General features: G+C 58.1%; 14 protein-coding genes. 7 read left to right on the top strand and 7 right to left on the bottom strand.

Annotation, left to right across the window (positions count from 1 at the left end):
• Entirely contained in the window at positions 1–333 is a 333-nt protein-coding gene (locus RA29_RS09180; protein WP_039685136.1) for an Hpt domain-containing protein, read from the top strand.
• On the opposite strand, the gene ilvA is transcribed toward RA29_RS09180, so the two are convergent.
• Positions 330–1,556: a threonine ammonia-lyase IlvA gene (gene ilvA, locus RA29_RS09175; protein ID WP_039685134.1), complete on the bottom strand. Its 1,227-nt coding sequence runs from the start codon at positions 1,554–1,556 to the stop codon at positions 330–332. The genes RA29_RS09180 and ilvA overlap by 4 nt on opposite strands.
• A gap of 117 nt (positions 1,557–1,673) precedes the next feature.
• Here ilvA and RA29_RS09170 point away from each other — a divergent pair, with 117 nt between their 5' ends.
• Positions 1,674–2,891, top strand: a complete 1,218-nt coding sequence (locus RA29_RS09170) for an argininosuccinate synthase (RefSeq protein ID WP_039685132.1) — start codon at positions 1,674–1,676, stop codon at positions 2,889–2,891.
• Here the strand turns inward: RA29_RS09170 and RA29_RS09165 are convergent.
• Positions 2,884–3,588 carry an HAD family hydrolase gene (locus RA29_RS09165; RefSeq protein WP_241462577.1) on the bottom strand — a complete coding sequence of 235 codons (705 nt, stop codon included), beginning with the start codon at positions 3,586–3,588 and terminating at the stop codon, positions 2,884–2,886. The genes RA29_RS09170 and RA29_RS09165 overlap by 8 nt on opposite strands.
• A 123-nt stretch (positions 3,589–3,711) precedes the next feature.
• Here RA29_RS09165 and msrA point away from each other — a divergent pair, with 123 nt between their 5' ends.
• Complete coding sequence (gene msrA / locus RA29_RS09160; RefSeq protein WP_052249567.1) at positions 3,712–4,371, top strand: peptide-methionine (S)-S-oxide reductase MsrA; 660 nt, start codon at positions 3,712–3,714, stop codon at positions 4,369–4,371.
• Here msrA and RA29_RS09155 read toward each other — a convergent pair.
• Positions 4,368–5,243, bottom strand: a complete 876-nt coding sequence (locus tag RA29_RS09155; RefSeq protein WP_039685130.1) for a ribokinase — start codon at positions 5,241–5,243, stop codon at positions 4,368–4,370. The genes msrA and RA29_RS09155 overlap by 4 nt on opposite strands.
• Positions 5,243–7,498, bottom strand: coding sequence for an NADP-dependent malic enzyme (locus RA29_RS09150; protein WP_039685129.1), 2,256 nt, complete (start codon positions 7,496–7,498; stop codon positions 5,243–5,245). The genes RA29_RS09155 and RA29_RS09150 overlap by 1 nt, the downstream gene beginning before the upstream one ends.
• Positions 7,499–7,619: 121 nt before the next feature.
• Between RA29_RS09150 and mutS the strand changes: the two genes are divergently transcribed.
• Positions 7,620–10,250, top strand: coding sequence for a DNA mismatch repair protein MutS (gene mutS / locus RA29_RS09145; protein ID WP_039685124.1), 2,631 nt, complete (start codon positions 7,620–7,622; stop codon positions 10,248–10,250).
• Between the two features lie 35 nt (positions 10,251–10,285).
• Here mutS and RA29_RS09140 read toward each other — a convergent pair whose 3' ends face one another.
• A complete protein-coding gene (locus RA29_RS09140; protein ID WP_039685123.1) occupies positions 10,286–10,849 on the bottom strand; it encodes a nucleotide exchange factor GrpE in 564 nt (187 codons plus the stop codon).
• Positions 10,850–10,852: 3 nt separating this feature from the next.
• Positions 10,853–11,923: a heat-inducible transcriptional repressor HrcA gene (hrcA, locus tag RA29_RS09135; protein WP_039685121.1), complete on the bottom strand. Its 1,071-nt coding sequence runs from the start codon at positions 11,921–11,923 to the stop codon at positions 10,853–10,855.
• 99 nt (positions 11,924–12,022) lie between these two features.
• Here hrcA and rph point away from each other — a divergent pair, with 99 nt between their 5' ends.
• The 3 genes from rph to hemW are packed head-to-tail and all read left to right on the top strand — an operon-like array spanning position 12,023 to position 14,482.
• Positions 12,023–12,736, top strand: a complete 714-nt coding sequence (gene rph / locus RA29_RS09130; protein ID WP_039685119.1) for a ribonuclease PH — start codon at positions 12,023–12,025, stop codon at positions 12,734–12,736.
• Positions 12,733–13,344, top strand: a complete 612-nt coding sequence (gene rdgB / locus RA29_RS09125) for an RdgB/HAM1 family non-canonical purine NTP pyrophosphatase (protein WP_039685117.1) — start codon at positions 12,733–12,735, stop codon at positions 13,342–13,344. Before rph ends, rdgB begins: the two co-directional genes overlap by 4 nt.
• Positions 13,337–14,482, top strand: a complete 1,146-nt coding sequence (gene hemW, locus RA29_RS09120) for a radical SAM family heme chaperone HemW (protein ID WP_039685115.1) — start codon at positions 13,337–13,339, stop codon at positions 14,480–14,482. Before rdgB ends, hemW begins: the two co-directional genes overlap by 8 nt.
• Here the strand turns inward: hemW and RA29_RS09115 are convergent.
• Positions 14,479–15,372 (bottom strand): ParB/RepB/Spo0J family partition protein, encoded by an 894-nt coding sequence (locus tag RA29_RS09115; RefSeq protein WP_039685114.1) that lies wholly within the window; start codon positions 15,370–15,372, stop codon positions 14,479–14,481. The two genes, hemW and RA29_RS09115, sit on opposite strands and share 4 nt — an antisense overlap.
• Position 15,373 lies beyond the last annotated feature (1 nt).

The following is a 15,373-nucleotide window of genomic DNA, read 5'->3' as shown; positions in this document are numbered from 1 at the left end:
ATGATTGATTGGGAACGTGTCAGCACCCTGCGTGCTGAAATCGGCGAAGAAGACTTCGAAGAAGTGGTTCCGCTGTTCATCGAAGAGGTCACAGAAATCATCGACGGCCTGCGGGCGGGACCGGATTTGTCCCGTTTGGAAGAGGACCTTCACGCACTCAAAGGCAGCGCTCTCAACCTTGGTTTTACCGAGTTTTCGACGCTCTGTCACAAGGGTGAAGCGCTATCGGCCAAGGGTAAGGCGTCAGAGGTCGACATAACTGCGATTCTGACGAGTTTTGACGCATCCAAGGCCGCATTCACATCCGGTCTCGCTGATGGCCAAGCCGCCTAGATCACGAATTGCGCCAGAGTTTCGTCGTTGGTGATGTCGGTGTAGGTAAAGCCACCCGCATCCAGCTCCGACAGAAAGCGGTCAAAGTTTTCGGGGCGCTTCGTCTCGATCCCGATCAGGACAGACCCGAAATTGCGCGCTGACTTCTTGAGATATTCAAAGCGGGCAATGTCATCATCCGGTCCAAGGATATTCAGAAAGTCCTTCAACGCACCGGGGCGCTGCGGCATCCGCAGGATGAAATACTTCTTCACACCGGAATATCGCTGCGCGCGTTCCTTGACCTCGGGCAACCGCTCGAAATCGAAGTTTCCACCGGATGTGACACAGACAACCGTTTTGCCCACGATCCGATCCGCGACATCGCCCAGCGCTTCGATGGCCAGTGCGCCAGCGGGTTCCAGCACAATGCCTTCTACATTCAACATGTCGATGATCGTGGTACAAATGCGGTCCTCGGGGATGTCGATCACGTCCGATGGGTTAACGGTTTTCAACCGTGCAAAAGTGCGCGCACCGATAGTTGCCACGGCAGCACCATCAACAAAGGTATTGATCGGCGACACGTCGACCGGATGACCGGCCGCAACCGCGCTGGCGAGCGACGGCGCACCAGTCGGCTCTACAAATGTGTAGTGCACGCGCTCTTCGAAATAGCTGCGTGTGCCTGCGGACAGTCCACCGCCGCCGACGGGCAGGATAATGTGATCAGGGGCGCGACCCAACTGTGACTCGATCTCGACCGCAACAGACGCTTGCCCTTCAATCACATCCCCATCATCGAAAGGCGACAAAAAATGCGCGTCCGCGTCCGCGCAAAACCTTTGGGCAGAGGCAAGTGTGTCGTCAAAGTAGTCACCAGTCAGACGCACCTCGACATGATCGCCGCCAAACATCTGGGTCTTCATGACCTTCTGCTGTGGCGTCGTGACCGGCATGAAGATCACGCCATGCACACCGAAATGCTTGCACATGAAGGCAACACCCTGCGCGTGATTGCCCGCACTGGCACAGACGAACACAGCGCCATCGGTCATCACCTTCCGCATCGCGTTGAACGCGCCGCGCAGCTTGTAGGATCGTACTGGGCTCAGGTCCTCGCGCTTGAGCCAGATATCGGCTTTGTACCGATCCGACAGCACCTCGTTCCGAAGCAGCGGAGTTGGCGGAAAAACCGCGCGCATGGCCTGTTCCCCGGCGCGCGCATCATCCTGAAAGCTCATCCATTCACCCCTTCGCGGCAATCTCACTGACCTAGCGGCACCGCCAACACGGGTCAATCTTGCCCCTCTGCGCCAAAACGGCTATCGGCAGCCAACTCTTGCAAGGGAAGACAGACGATGAGCGCACCCAAGAAAGTTGTGCTGGCCTATTCCGGCGGCCTCGACACCTCGATCATCCTGAAATGGCTGCAGACGGAATACGGGTGCGAGGTCGTGACCTTCACCGCCGATCTGGGCCAGGGCGAAGAACTGGAACCGGCACGCGCCAAGGCGGAAATGATGGGTGCATCCGCGATCTACATCGAAGACGTACGCGAAGAATTCGTACGCGATTTCGTCTTCCCAATGTTCCGCGCCAATGCCCTTTATGAAGGTTTGTATCTGCTGGGCACCTCCATCGCGCGCCCGTTGATTTCCAAACGGCTGGTTGAAATTGCTGCCGCAGAAGGCGCGGATGCCGTCGCCCACGGCGCCACCGGCAAAGGCAACGATCAGGTCCGGTTCGAACTGGCCGCATACGCGCTCAACCCCGACATCAAGGTCATCGCACCCTGGCGCGAATGGGACCTGTCCAGCCGGACGAAACTGATCGACTTTGCAGAGAAAAATCAAATCCCCATCGCCAAGGACAAGCGCGGCGAGGCCCCCTTCAGCGTGGACGCCAACCTGCTGCACACCTCATCCGAGGGCAAAGTGCTGGAAGATCCAGCCGAGGATGCGCCCGATTACGTATACCAACGCACTGTCAATCCTGAGGATGCGCCGGACACGCCCGAGTACATCGAAGTGGGCTTCGACAAAGGCGATGCAGTCTCTATCAACGGCGAAATGATGTCGCCGGCCACCGTTCTGACCAAATTGAACGAACTGGGCGGCAAACACGGGATTGGCCGTCTCGATCTGGTCGAGGGTCGCTTTGTCGGCATGAAATCCCGCGGCATCTACGAAACGCCCGGCGGCACGATCCTGCTGGAGGCCCATCGCGGGATCGAACAGATCACGCTGGACCGCGGGGCTGCGCACCTCAAGGACGAATTGATGCCGCGCTATGCCGAACTGATCTACAACGGCTTCTGGTTCTCGCCCGAACGCGAGATGTTGCAAGCCCTGATCGACAAAAGCCAGGAGCATGTGACGGGAACTGTCCGTTTGAAACTCTACAAGGGTCTGGCACGTACAGTCGGCCGTTGGTCGGATCACTCGCTCTACTCCGAAGCGCACGTGACCTTCGAAGATGACGCTGGCGCTTATGATCAGAAGGACGCAGCAGGGTTCATCCAACTGAACGCTCTGCGGCTCAAGCTGTTGGCCGCGCGGGACCGTCGGCTCAAGTGATTCTGTGTGCGGCGAGCGCCTCGTAATAGGGCATCGCCGCATCCACTAAAACTGCGTATTTACCGGCTAACTCCGGTAAAGGCCCCTCTGCCTCATCAAATCCGGTCGAGGCATGAACCGCATTATACCAATGCGCAGCCCACACTCCGTCGTCGGGGTGCCCACCGGCAGGCCAAGACAACATCCTTTCGGTCCAAGAAATGCCGATTGCGTTGCAAAGCTTCTGTAACACTCCTGCAGGGTCAGCGCGGATATCACTCGAATCCACAACAATGCCTCCGCCGAGCTGGGCAAATATCTGAGCTTGCTGGGCAAAGCCCAAATCCTCGAAAACCGGCGCTTCACGCTTGCGGGCATAGCTGGCGACAACCCGTGCCGGGTGCCGGATTAGGAACAAGTGCATGACATGGTCCATCCACTCCGTACTCCATTCATCCAACATGTGGTGGGTCATATGCTTCTGGTAAAAAAGAGGCTCTAACACAGGGGAAATCAGTGTTTCCGCAACACGATCCGGGTCCTGGTTTTGCGTTCGCAACACATCGTCCCGCATTGGATGATCGGCCCCCGTTTGCGCCAGGTATGCGGCGTAAAAGGGCTCATCCACCACCCGGCAATCACCCCGCGCCGCAAAGCTGTACATCATGGCAGTCGACAGGTTGCGGGGGCCGGACCACATGGCAATGCGTATCGTCATGGCGCGACGCTACGCGGGTTCACGCGGACGGTAAACAATCTCACGCTTGCGCGATCTCTCTGTCCTGTGAATTGAGCGTCTTGCGCATCGCGTTAACCTGGCTGGGGACAGAGGAGGCACATTATGACATCCGTTCGCACACTGAAAACCGTCTCACTTGGCTTCATGATTGGGCTGGGATTTCTAGCGCAGGCAAAAACTGCCCACGCGCAGCAGCTTGAAACCATCACCGTCGCTGGTGGCTGTTTCTGGTGCGTCGAGGCGGACTTTGAAAAGGTGAATGGCGTGACCGAAGCCGTGTCAGGTTTTGCCGGTGGCACAGTCGCAAACCCAACCTACAAGCAAGTGGTGAAGGGCGGAACGGGCCACTACGAGGCGGTGCAGATCACATACGACCCGTCCAAGGTGTCTGCCGATACGCTCTACAATCTGTTTTTCCGTTCCGTTGATCCCACGGACGCTGGCGGCCAGTTCTGCGACCGGGGTGAAAGCTACCGGACGGCTATCTTCGCCAGTCCGGATCAAAAGGCAGCTGCCGAACAAGCAAAGTCGGACGCGCAGACAGCACTTGGTCAGACTGTTGTAACGCCCATCCTGAACGCATCAGAATTCTACCCAGCGGACAGCTATCATCAGGACTACTACAAGCAAACCGGCATCATCCTGACCCGGTTCGGCCCCAAATCGAAAGCAAACGCTTACAAAGCCTACCGCGAGGCATGTGGCCGGGACGAGCGGGTGCGCCAATTGTGGGGCGACGCGGCACCGTTTGCCGGAAGCTAACCGAGCTTGGCGTCCTCGATCTCTTTCAGATCGGGGATGACATCGGCAGTTCCCAACCGCGTGACCATGAGTGCGCCAGCCTGTGTCGCAAGGTTCAACGCCTGCTGCATGGGCATACCACGGTCCAAGCCAGCCACTAGATAACCCGTAAAGGTGTCCCCGGCCCCTGTGGTATCGACCGGTGTGACGGAAATCGCTGGAACATGCGTTTCCTCACCTGATCCGTTCAGCCACAAGCACCCGCCTGACCCCAACGTGACAACGACATCTTCGACGCCCAGCGCGTGGACCGGTTTGCCAAGAGCGTCCTCAAGCTGTTCGGCCTCAACCTGGTTCAGTACCAACAAGTCGACAAAGGGCAAAACATCGCGAACGGCATCCGGGTCGAAGGGTGCGGCGGCGTAAATCACCCGCAGACCCAACTGCTTGGCGATCTCTGCTGCCTCTCGCTGACCGTTGGTCTCATTCTGCGTGATGAACGTGTCGCCCGGCGATGCTTCGGCGAGAGCTTGACCAACAGAGGACGACGAAATCGCCCTGTTAGAGCCTGAAAACAGCACGATTTGGTTTTCGCCATCTTCAGCCACCGCGATGTTTGCGTGGCCCGTCGCACGATCACTCATCACCTCAATGGGGCGCGTGTCTACGCCGTATTCCATCAAGCGTTCGACCGTCCATTTCCCCTCAGATCCAACGGCACCAATGTGCGCAACACGGGCCGCGGCCCGGGCAATCGCGACGGACATATTGGCCCCCTTGCCGCCCAGACCCTGGCTGAACTCCGTCGCCGCTAACGTCTCACCCGCCGCAGGCAGGTGCGGCACGCGATACACATTGTCGATATTGATGGAGCCGAGGTTCCAGACAGCCATCAGCCCACCTTGCACGCGGCAAGGACCGCCATGTTGAGGATATCATTGGCCGTCGATACGGCCGAACAAATCTGGATCGACCCCCCAACACCGGCAAGGATGGGGCCAATCACCGTGGCACCACCCATTTCCTGCATCAACTTGACCGAAATACTCGCCGAGTGACGGGCTGGTACAACGAGGATATTGGCAGGCCCTGTCAGGCGCGAGAACGGATAGGCCGCCTGCGCCTGCGCGTTCAGCGCAACATCAACTGTCATCTCGCCTTCGTATTCGAAATCGACCCCACGTTCGTCCAAAACCAGCGGCGCTTTGTGCATCTTTTCAGCCCGTTCCGACACCGGGTAGCCAAAGGTCGAGAAGCTGACAAAGGCAACGCGCGGCTCAAGCCCCATGTTGCGTGCGACCGTTGCGGCCTGTTCGGCAATGTCTGCCAAATCCTCTTCGTCCGGCCATTCATGCACCAGCGTATCCGCCATGAACACGATGCGCCCCTTCTGGATCAGGGCCGTGATCCCGGCGGTCTTGCTTTTCGGTTGAACGTCAAAGACATGGCCGATCCGGTCCAGGACGTGGGCAGACTTGCGCGTTGCGCCCGTTACAATCCCGTCGCCGTGTCCATGGGCCAGCATAAGGGCCGCAAAAACGTGTCGATCCCGCGCGGCAAGCCGGTGGATGTCCTGACGGTCAAATCCACGGCGGTTCAAACGGTCATAAAGATGCGATTTGTAAGCATCCAGATGCGTGGTGTTGGCGGCATTCACGACCTCCAGTTCACGCACGGCATCGCCAAGGCCAGACTGTTCCAGCTTGGCCTTCACCTCGTCCTGCCGTCCCACGACCAGCGCTTTGCCGAAGCCGTTGCGCTGGTACATGACAGCAGCGCGCAAGACGCGCGGATCGTCGCCTTCGGCAAAGATCATGCGCGCCTGTGCCGCGCGCGCGCGGGCGTTGATGCCGGTCAGGATGCTGGCCGTCGGGTCCATGCGGGACTTCAGGCTCAGTTCGTACGCCTCCATGTCGATGATGGGGCGCCTCGCTGCACCTGTGTCCATACCAGCCTTGGCCACGGCAGGGGGAATACGGTGGATAAGGCGCGGGTCAAACGGTGTCGGAATGATGTAATCGCGTCCAAAGGACAGCGACTTGCCATAGGCCAGCGCCACTTCGTCCGGCACATCCTCGCGGGCAAGCGCGGCAAGGGCGTGGGCGCAGGCGATCTTCATCTCGTCGTTGATGGCGCGTGCATTGATGTCCAGCGCGCCTCGGAAGAGGTACGGGAACCCAAGCACGTTGTTGACCTGGTTCGGATAGTCGCTGCGCCCGGTCGCAACGATGGCGTCCATTCGGACCTCATGCGCTTCTTCGGGCGTGATCTCGGGATCCGGGTTCGCCATAGCAAAGATCACCGGGTTGTCGCCCATGCTTTCAACCATCGCAGGCGTCACCGCCCCCTTGACCGACACACCAAGGAAGACATCAGCACCTTTCATGGCCTCTTCCAGCGATCGCAGCTCGGTTTTAACCGCATGGGCCGACTTCCACTGGTTCATCCCTTCGGTCCGGCCCTGGTAGATGACTCCCTTGGTGTCACACACGATGCAATTCTCGTGCCGCGCGCCCATCGACTTGAGCAGCTCGATACACGCGATACCCGCAGCCCCTGCCCCGTTCAGAACAATCTTCACGTCTTCGATCTTTTTGCCCGAGATATGCAGCGCATTGATCAGGCCAGCCGCACAAATCACGGCGGTCCCATGCTGGTCGTCATGGAAGACCGGAATGTCCATCTCTTCCTTCAGGCGCTGTTCAATGATGAAGCATTCGGGCGCCTTGATGTCCTCAAGATTGATGCCACCAAAGGTCGGACCCATCAGTTTCACTGCCTGACAGAAGGCATCCGGGTCTTCGGTGTCCAGCTCGATGTCGATGGAGTTCACGTCCGCAAACCGCTTGAACAAGACCGACTTGCCTTCCATCACAGGCTTCGACCCAAGCGCGCCCAGATTGCCCAAGCCCAACACGGCAGTGCCATTGGAAATCACGGCCACAAGGTTGCCCTTGTTCGTATAATCATAAGCCGTTTCGGGATTTTCCGCGATAGCCTCACAAGGCACCGCAACGCCGGGGCTGTAAGCAAGGCTCAGATCCCGTTGGGTCGTCATCGGCACAGTGGCCTGGATCTCGAACTTGCCGGGCGTGGGTTCCGTGTGGAACGCCAACGCTTCTTCTGGCGTCACCTTTGTCTTACTCATCTGCGGTTGTCCTCCCGTCGCACCATGGCGTCTTAGCGCGCCAGGTTCCGCGCCTCAATCGACTTTGGCTTTTCCTTGGGTGTGACCGTTTGTAAGGTCGCGCGACGAACGGGGGAATGTCATGTCGGTCACGCCCATGATGGCGCAATATCTCGAGATCAAGGAGGCGCACCCCGGTGCGCTTCTGTTCTATCGCATGGGCGATTTCTACGAGATGTTCTTTGACGATGCAGTCAACGCAGCAGAGGCGCTGGACATCGCCCTGACCAAGCGCGGCAAGCATGACGGCGCTGACATCCCCATGTGCGGTGTGCCCGTGCATTCGGCCGAAGGCTATCTGCTGACCTTGATCCGCAAAGGCTTTCGCGTCGCGGTCTGTGAACAGATGGAAAGCCCGGCGGAGGCGAAGAAACGCGGATCGAAGTCGGTCGTGAAGCGCGATGTCGTGCGGCTGGTCACACCTGGGACGTTGACCGAAGACACACTGCTCGAAGCACGGCGACACAATTTCCTTGCTGCCTTTGCCGATGTGCGGGGCGAAGGCGCATTGGCTTGGGTCGACATCTCAACCGGTGCGCTATCGGTGATGTCGCTTGATTTGACCTTGTTAGGGCCTGAATTGGCCCGCCTCGCACCCTCCGAACTGATCGTCACCGATGCGAAGGAGGCCGAGTTGCGCCCCTTGGTCGAAGATTTTGGCATTTCGATCACGGCGCTTGGAGGCGCGGCGTTCGACAGCACTGCGGGTGCCGACCGCGTTGGGACGCTGTTCAATGTGCAAACACTCGACGCGTTCGGTACGTTTTCACGGGCCGAGGTTGGCGCCATGGGTGCGCTGGTCGAGTATCTTAAGATCACGCAAAAGGGCAAACTGCCCCTCCTCCGCCCACCTCGGCAGGAGGTTCAAGCGCGCACCGTGCAGATCGATGCCGCCACGCGCCGCAATCTTGAACTGACATCCGCGCTGTCAGGTGGGCGCAACGGATCGCTTCTGTCAGTGATCGACCAGACCGTCACCGCAGCAGGTGCAAGGCTGCTGGAACGGCGGCTTTCCTCGCCTTCGCGCGTGTTAGAGACGGTTTCAGATCGTTTGAATGCCGTAGATTACAGCACCGAGAACGCTGAATTTGCACGCGCTATCCGAGAGGCACTCAAACGTGTCCCGGATATGGATCGCGCATTGTCACGGCTGTCTCTCGATCGGGGCGGGCCGCGTGATCTGGCCGCTTTGCGCAACGGATTGGGTCAAGCACAGGCGCTGTTCGACACGCAACCTGACGATTTGCCTGAATTGCTGGTGCGTGCTTACCGGGATCTCGCCGGACATGCAGACCTCATTGAGCGTTTGGAAAATGATCTGGTTGCCGATCCGCCACTGCTCGCACGCGATGGCGGGTTCATCGCGACCGGATGCGATGCCGACTTGGACGAAGCGCGGCAATTGCGGGACGAGGGGCGATCAGTCATCGCCAAGATGCAACAGGACTACGCCGCCCAAGCCGGCGTTCAATCCTTAAAGATCAAGCACAACAATGTGCTCGGCTACTTCATCGAAGTCACAGCGACCCATGCGGACAAGATGATGTCCGCGCCGCTGAACGAAACCTTTATTCACCGGCAGACGACGGCCAATCAGATTAGGTTCACGACCGTGGAACTGTCAGACCTGGAAACGCGCATCCTGAATGCTGGTGGCAGGGCGCTTGAAATCGAAAAGCGTCTCTATGAAAGCCTGAAAACGCTAGTTTTGGACAACGCAGCCCAGATCAGTCAAACGGCAAATGCCTTGGCCGAGATTGATCTGGCCACCGGCTTGGCCACGCTGGCTACGGCCCAGAATTGGACCAAACCCAACCTCGATACGTCTCGCACATTTGAAATTGCAGGCGGCCGGCATCCTGTTGTTGAACACGCACTATCCAAGCAAGGTGGTTCACCTTTCATTGCCAATGATTGCGAACTGAACGCAGAAGATGGTGCGGCGGTTTGGCTTCTGACAGGGCCGAACATGTCGGGTAAGTCGACCTTCCTGCGTCAGAACGCGCTCATCGCAATCCTCGCGCAAATGGGCAGTTTCGTTCCCGCACAGTCAGCGCATATCGGGCTCGTCAGCCAGATTTTTAGCCGTGTTGGTGCGTCCGACGATCTGGCACGCGGACGGTCGACCTTTATGGTCGAAATGGTCGAGACGGCGGCCATTCTTAACCAGGCCGATGATCGCGCGCTGGTGATCCTCGACGAAATCGGGCGCGGCACGGCAACCTATGACGGACTGTCCATCGCCTGGGCCACGCTTGAACACCTGCATGATGTGAACAAGTCCCGCGCGCTTTTTGCCACGCATTATCACGAGATGACGGCGCTGGCAGGCAAGTTGGACGGAGTGGAAAACGCCACTGTGTCGGTCAAGGAATGGGATGGCGAGGTCATTTTCCTCCACGAGGTCAAACGCGGCGCAGCGGACCGATCCTATGGCGTGCAAGTGGCGCAATTGGCGGGCCTACCACCCGCGGTTATTGCCCGCGCGCGGGTCGTACTGGACGCATTGGAATCCGGCGAGCGCGAAGGCGGCGCCACACAAAAGACGCTGATCGATGATCTGCCGCTATTCTCGGCGGCACCACCGCCGCAACCGGTGAAAATCGAAAAATCGCCCGTGTTAGAGATGGTTGAGTCGATCCATCCCGACGAACTCACGCCTCGCGAGGCGCTCGATCTGATCTACAAACTGAAAGACGCGGTCAAATCCTGACCGCGCCTTCATTGTTCTTCAGATATTCAAAAGCCCTAGCTTGCAGGTGTTGATGACACGCCAACCTGAGCGGGACGCAGCAAGCGATCGTGCAGCATAAATCCTTCGGCAGACACCTGAATGATCTCGCCTGCCTTGGTTCCAGGTACAGGTGCCTCAAACATGGCCTGGTGGTGCTGGGGATCAAAGGTGTCACCAACTTCCGGCGAAATCCGCTCGATCCCGTGTTTCTTGAACACGTTCAGCAGTTCGCGCATCGTCAGCTCGACACCTTCCAGCAATGCAGCCGAGATCTCACGCTGTTCATCCGTCGCGGATTCGAGTGCGCGTTTCATGTTGTCATAGACGGGCAGCATGTCACGGGCCAGCTTGGAGCCGCCATAATTCTCCGCCTCGCGACGGTCTTTCTCAGACCGCTTACGCGCATTCTCGGCATCAGCCAGCGCGCGCATGAAGCGGTCTTTCAACTCGTCCCGTTCAGCACGCAACTGGTCAAGTTCCAGCGCCTCATCATCAATTTCCGCCATCTCATCGGCATAGACTTCTTCCTCGGCCATATCGATGTCATCGAGGAATTCGTCGTTCTTCGGCTCAGCCATGTGTCACCTTTCGTTGCGGTCCGTCAGCATCCGCCCGACCAGCTGGGCTGTGTAATCCACAATCGGAACGATCCGGCCATAATTAAGCCGGGTGGGCCCGATGACCCCCACCGCTCCGATAATCTTTCGATCCGCGTTCATATATGGGGAAACAACCAAAGAGGAACCCGAAAGTGAGAAAAGTTTGTTCTCTGAGCCAATAAAAATGCGCACACCATCGCCATCCTGGGTCAGGTCCAGGAATTCGGCAATGTCGCGCTTGCGCTCAAGGTCGTCAAAAAGGGACCGAATGCGATCCAGATCCTCAGCTTCGGTCGACTCGGCCAGAAGGTTTGACCGCCCACGGACAATCAGCCGCTCGGGCGTGTCTCCTTCACCCTCCCAAGACGCCAAACCGCTTTCGACAAGCGCTTGAGCAAGCGAATCAATTTCTTGCCGGCGTTCGGAAATATCGCGCTGCATGATCGTTTTCACTTCGCTCAGCGTGCGCCCTTCGATCATGGCGTTCAGGAAGTTCGCGGCCTCCCGCATGGACGACGGCGTTTGGCCCGGCGGCGGTTGAAAAAGCCGGTTCTCCACATGCCCATCGGCAAAGACCAGAACCACCAGCGCCTGTTCCGGGCCCAAGGGGACAAAATCCAGATGCTTGATCGCTGCCTCATGTTTAGGCGTCAACACCAATGACGCGCCTTGCGTCACACCGGACAAAGCCGATCCGACACGATCCAGCAGTCCAGTGACATCCCGTTCATTGGTCCCAAGTGTCGCGTCGATCTTTTCGCGATCGGATTCGTCAGGCACGCCAACTTCCAGCAAGCCATCGACGAACATGCGCAACCCAAGCTGCGTCGGTATCCGCCCAGCACTCACGTGCGGGCTGTCAAGCAGGCCCATGAACTCAAGGTCCTGCATCACGTTGCGGATCGTAGCTGCGCTGACCTTTTCACTGAAATCCCGCGTCAGCGTACGGGAACCAACAGGGTCACCCGAACTCAGATACCCCTCGACCACCCGCCGAAACACCTCGCGCGAGCGGTCGTTCATCTCGTCCAGCAATTTCTGCGTGTCGGTCATCCCTAGGTATTAAAGACCTGAGAAAACAAAGGTCAATCGGGGTTGCCCTTGGGCCGGGCGCAAGGCTATCCCCGATGCACACACTCAAAAGGACATCATATGCGCCCCTCCGGTCGAGAACTGAGCGAAATGCGGTCTGTTTCAATCGAAACAGGCTTTACCAAACACGCCGAAGGATCGGCACTGATCAAAGTGGGTGACACCCATGTCCTGTGTACCGCAACGATCGAGGATCGGGTGCCGCCATTTATTAAGGGCTCCGGCCTCGGTTGGGTGACGGCGGAATACGGGATGCTGCCGCGCGCGACCAACACGCGCATGCGGCGCGAGGCAGCCTCAGGCAAACAAGGCGGGCGGACAGTTGAAATCCAGCGTCTGATCGGCCGGTCGCTCCGTGCGGGTGTTGACCGGGTCGCGTTGGGTGAGCGTCAAATCACCGTCGATTGCGACGTGCTGCAAGCCGATGGCGGAACGCGCTGCGCGTCCATCACGGGTGGCTGGGTCGCACTGCGTCTGGCAGTGAACAAGCTGATGAAAGCAGGTGACGTCATCACCGATCCACTGATCTCTCCCGTCGCTGCAGTAAGCTGCGGCATTTACGCAGGCCAACCGGTGCTGGACCTCGACTACCCCGAAGACAGCGACGCGGGTGTCGACGGGAATTTCATCATGACCGGCGACAAACAGTTGATCGAAGTGCAGATGAGTGCAGAAGGCGCCACATTCTCGCGTGATCAAATGAATGCCCTGATGGATCTGGCGGACAAGGGCGTTGGCGAGCTGATCGCCCTGCAACAAAGCGCTGCCGAATGACACGCCGGTTCGAAGAGGATCGCATCCTGGTCGCCACGCACAACGCGGGCAAGCTGGAAGAGATGGAGCAATTGTTCCATCCCTTTCGTGTGAGTGTGGTCGGCGCAAAGGAAATGAACCTGGGCGAGCCAGAAGAAACAGAAACCACCTTTGTCGGCAATGCACGCATCAAGGCGCGGGCGGCGGTAGAAGCAACCGGCCTCCCTGCCCTTGCCGATGATTCCGGGATTGAGGTGGATGGGCTGGATGGCGCACCTGGCGTCTACACCGCCGATTGGGCCGAAACGCCGAATGGGCGCGATTTCATGTTGGCGATGACACGCACGCACTCTGAATTACAGGATCGCAAAGCCGCCCAGCCATGGACGGCGCGTTTCTGTTCAACGCTTGTGCTGGCCTGGCCCGACGGCCACGAAGAAATCTTTGCCGGAACGGTCGAAGGCACGTTGGTCTGGCCGGTGCGCGGAAAGCTGGGTCATGGATATGACCCGATGTTCCAACCGTTGGGACACGAACGCACATTTGCCGAAATGTCAGCGGACGAGAAAAATGCGATCAGCCACCGGGCGGACAGCTTTAAGAAACTGATAGCGGGTTGCTTTGGCTGAGGATTGGGAAGCAGGTGGTTTTGGACTGTACATCCACTGGCCTTTTTGTGCCGCCAAATGCCCCTACTGCGACTTCAACAGTCACGTCACTCGAACTGTCCATCACGAAGCATGGCGTACCGCGTTTGTTTCTGAGATTCAGCGCGTCGGTGCACTTACCTCTGGACGTGTCTTGCGCTCAATCTTTTTCGGCGGCGGCACGCCAAGTCTGATGGAACCATCAACGGTCGAGGCTGTGTTGAACACCGCAGCAAGGACATGGCCGATGGCCAATGACGTCGAAGTTACGCTCGAAGCCAACCCAACATCCGTAGAAGCGGACAAATTTGCAGCCTTCCGATCGGCTGGCGTCAACCGCGTGTCGATGGGTATTCAGGCGCTCGACGACTCCGACTTACGCGCTTTGGGCCGCCTTCATACGGCGGCCGAAGGCCTCGCCGCATTCGACATCGCACGTTCCGTATTTGATCGCGTGAGCTTCGATCTGATGTATGGGCGCCAAAATCAATCCCTGGCGCAATGGGAAGCAGAACTCAAACAAGCGCTGTCACTCGATCTGGACCATGTGTCCCTGTACCAACTTACGGTTGAGCCAGGCACTGCCTTTGGAGATCGGTACAAACGGGGGAAGCTGGGCGGACTGCCGGATGATGATCTGTCTGCAGATATGTACGCTCTGACCCAAGACGTTTGCACGTCCCACAATATGCCGCGGTACGAAGTGTCCAACCACGCAAAGGATGGCGCGGAATCCCGGCACAATCTGATCTACTGGCGCTATGGAGACTACGCAGGAATTGGACCGGGTGCGCACGGGCGTCTGACCCTAAACGGCAGCCGTATCGCAACCGAACAGCAACGGATGCCAGCAGCGTGGCTCATAGGCGACAATCGGGAAACTCGGGAAGCTCTTTCAGAATCTGACCAATCCGTCGAATACATCATGATGGGTCTTCGCCTGGTCGAAGGCATCGACATAAGGCGATTTGAGAAGATCGCAGGTCACGTCCTTCCCCACGAAAAGCTGCAAGAGCTGAAAGACATGAGCTTAGTCCATGTCGCGGATCAAAGATTATCCGTTTCAAATCAAGGGTTTAGCCTATTGAACGGGGTTCTTCGATCCCTGTTGACCGACTAGCTTGTGCTCAACCTACGACACAGATCATCAAGTTGATCCAACGTCTTGTACTGCAGGGTCAAAGTACCGGACTCACCATCCGGTTTATGCGTCAACGACACTTTCACGCCTGTGGCCGCAGACAAGTCATCTTCCAGCGCTCTGGTGTCCGCATCCTTTTCAACGACCTTGGGCTTAGACAATCCAGTAAAATTCTTGTTTCCAGATCCTTCGCCCTCTTTCTTAACCAGTGCTTCGGTTGCGCGAACCGACAAACCGTCGACAATGACCGTTTTGGCGAGCGCCAGCGGATCGGCCGCAGTAATCAACGCACGCGCGTGGCCCGCACTTAGTGCCCCATCCATGACAAAGCTCTGGATCGAGTCTGGCAATTGCAGAAGGCGCAGCAGATTGGCGATGTGACTGCGGGACTTACCCAAAGCCTCAGCCATCTTCTCTTGGGTATGACCGAAACGATCCATCAGTTGCCGGTAGCCCGCAGCCTCTTCCATTGGGTTCAGATCAGCGCGTTGGATGTTTTCAATAATGGCGACCTCAAGAACCTCAGTGTCCGTGAAATCACGCACGAGCACCGGAAGTTCGTGAAGTTGCGCTTGCTGCGCAGCGCGCCAGCGGCGTTCACCGGCGACGATCTCGAATCCTTCGCCCAATGGGCGCACGATCAAAGGCTGTAAGACTCCCTTTTCCTTGATCGACGCAACGAGGTCCTCCAATGGAGCAGCTTCAAATTGGCGGCGCGGCTGGTTCGGGTTCGGCTTTATCTTTTCGATCGGAATCTGCTGTTCGCCAGCCCCGCCTGCGGAGGCAGCTTGCGGCGCTGGCTCGTTCACATCCGCCATGAGAGCAGAGAGACCCCGGCCCAGCCCTCGTTTCTTGTCATTGTTCGCCATG

This window comes from Tateyamaria sp. ANG-S1 (assembly GCF_000814025.1).
GTDB lineage: Bacteria > Pseudomonadota > Alphaproteobacteria > Rhodobacterales > Rhodobacteraceae > Tateyamaria.
This window is presented reverse-complemented; position numbering and strand designations above follow the sequence as displayed.

Excerpts from the sequence above, each read along its gene's own strand:
- ilvA (WP_039685134.1), bottom strand. The coding sequence starts at position 1,556 with ATGAGCTTTCAGGATGATGCGCGCGCCGGGGAACAGGCCATGCGCGCG.
- RA29_RS09150 (WP_039685129.1), bottom strand. The coding sequence starts at position 7,498 with ATGAGTAAGACAAAGGTGACGCCAGAAGAAGCGTTGGCGTTCCACACG.
- mutS (WP_039685124.1), top strand. The coding sequence starts at position 7,620 with ATGTCGGTCACGCCCATGATGGCGCAATATCTCGAGATCAAGGAGGCG.
- RA29_RS09165 (WP_241462577.1), bottom strand. The coding sequence starts at position 3,588 with ATGACGATACGCATTGCCATGTGGTCCGGCCCCCGCAACCTGTCGACT.
- rdgB (WP_039685117.1), top strand. The coding sequence starts at position 12,733 with ATGACACGCCGGTTCGAAGAGGATCGCATCCTGGTCGCCACGCACAAC.
- hrcA (WP_039685121.1), bottom strand. The coding sequence starts at position 11,923 with ATGACCGACACGCAGAAATTGCTGGACGAGATGAACGACCGCTCGCGC.
- msrA (WP_052249567.1), top strand. The coding sequence starts at position 3,712 with ATGACATCCGTTCGCACACTGAAAACCGTCTCACTTGGCTTCATGATT.
- RA29_RS09115 (WP_039685114.1), bottom strand. The coding sequence starts at position 15,372 with ATGGCGAACAATGACAAGAAACGAGGGCTGGGCCGGGGTCTCTCTGCT.
- rph (WP_039685119.1), top strand. The coding sequence starts at position 12,023 with ATGCGCCCCTCCGGTCGAGAACTGAGCGAAATGCGGTCTGTTTCAATC.
- RA29_RS09170 (WP_039685132.1), top strand. The coding sequence starts at position 1,674 with ATGAGCGCACCCAAGAAAGTTGTGCTGGCCTATTCCGGCGGCCTCGAC.
- RA29_RS09155 (WP_039685130.1), bottom strand. The coding sequence starts at position 5,243 with ATGGCTGTCTGGAACCTCGGCTCCATCAATATCGACAATGTGTATCGC.
- RA29_RS09180 (WP_039685136.1), top strand. The coding sequence starts at position 1 with ATGATTGATTGGGAACGTGTCAGCACCCTGCGTGCTGAAATCGGCGAA.
- RA29_RS09140 (WP_039685123.1), bottom strand. The coding sequence starts at position 10,849 with ATGGCTGAGCCGAAGAACGACGAATTCCTCGATGACATCGATATGGCC.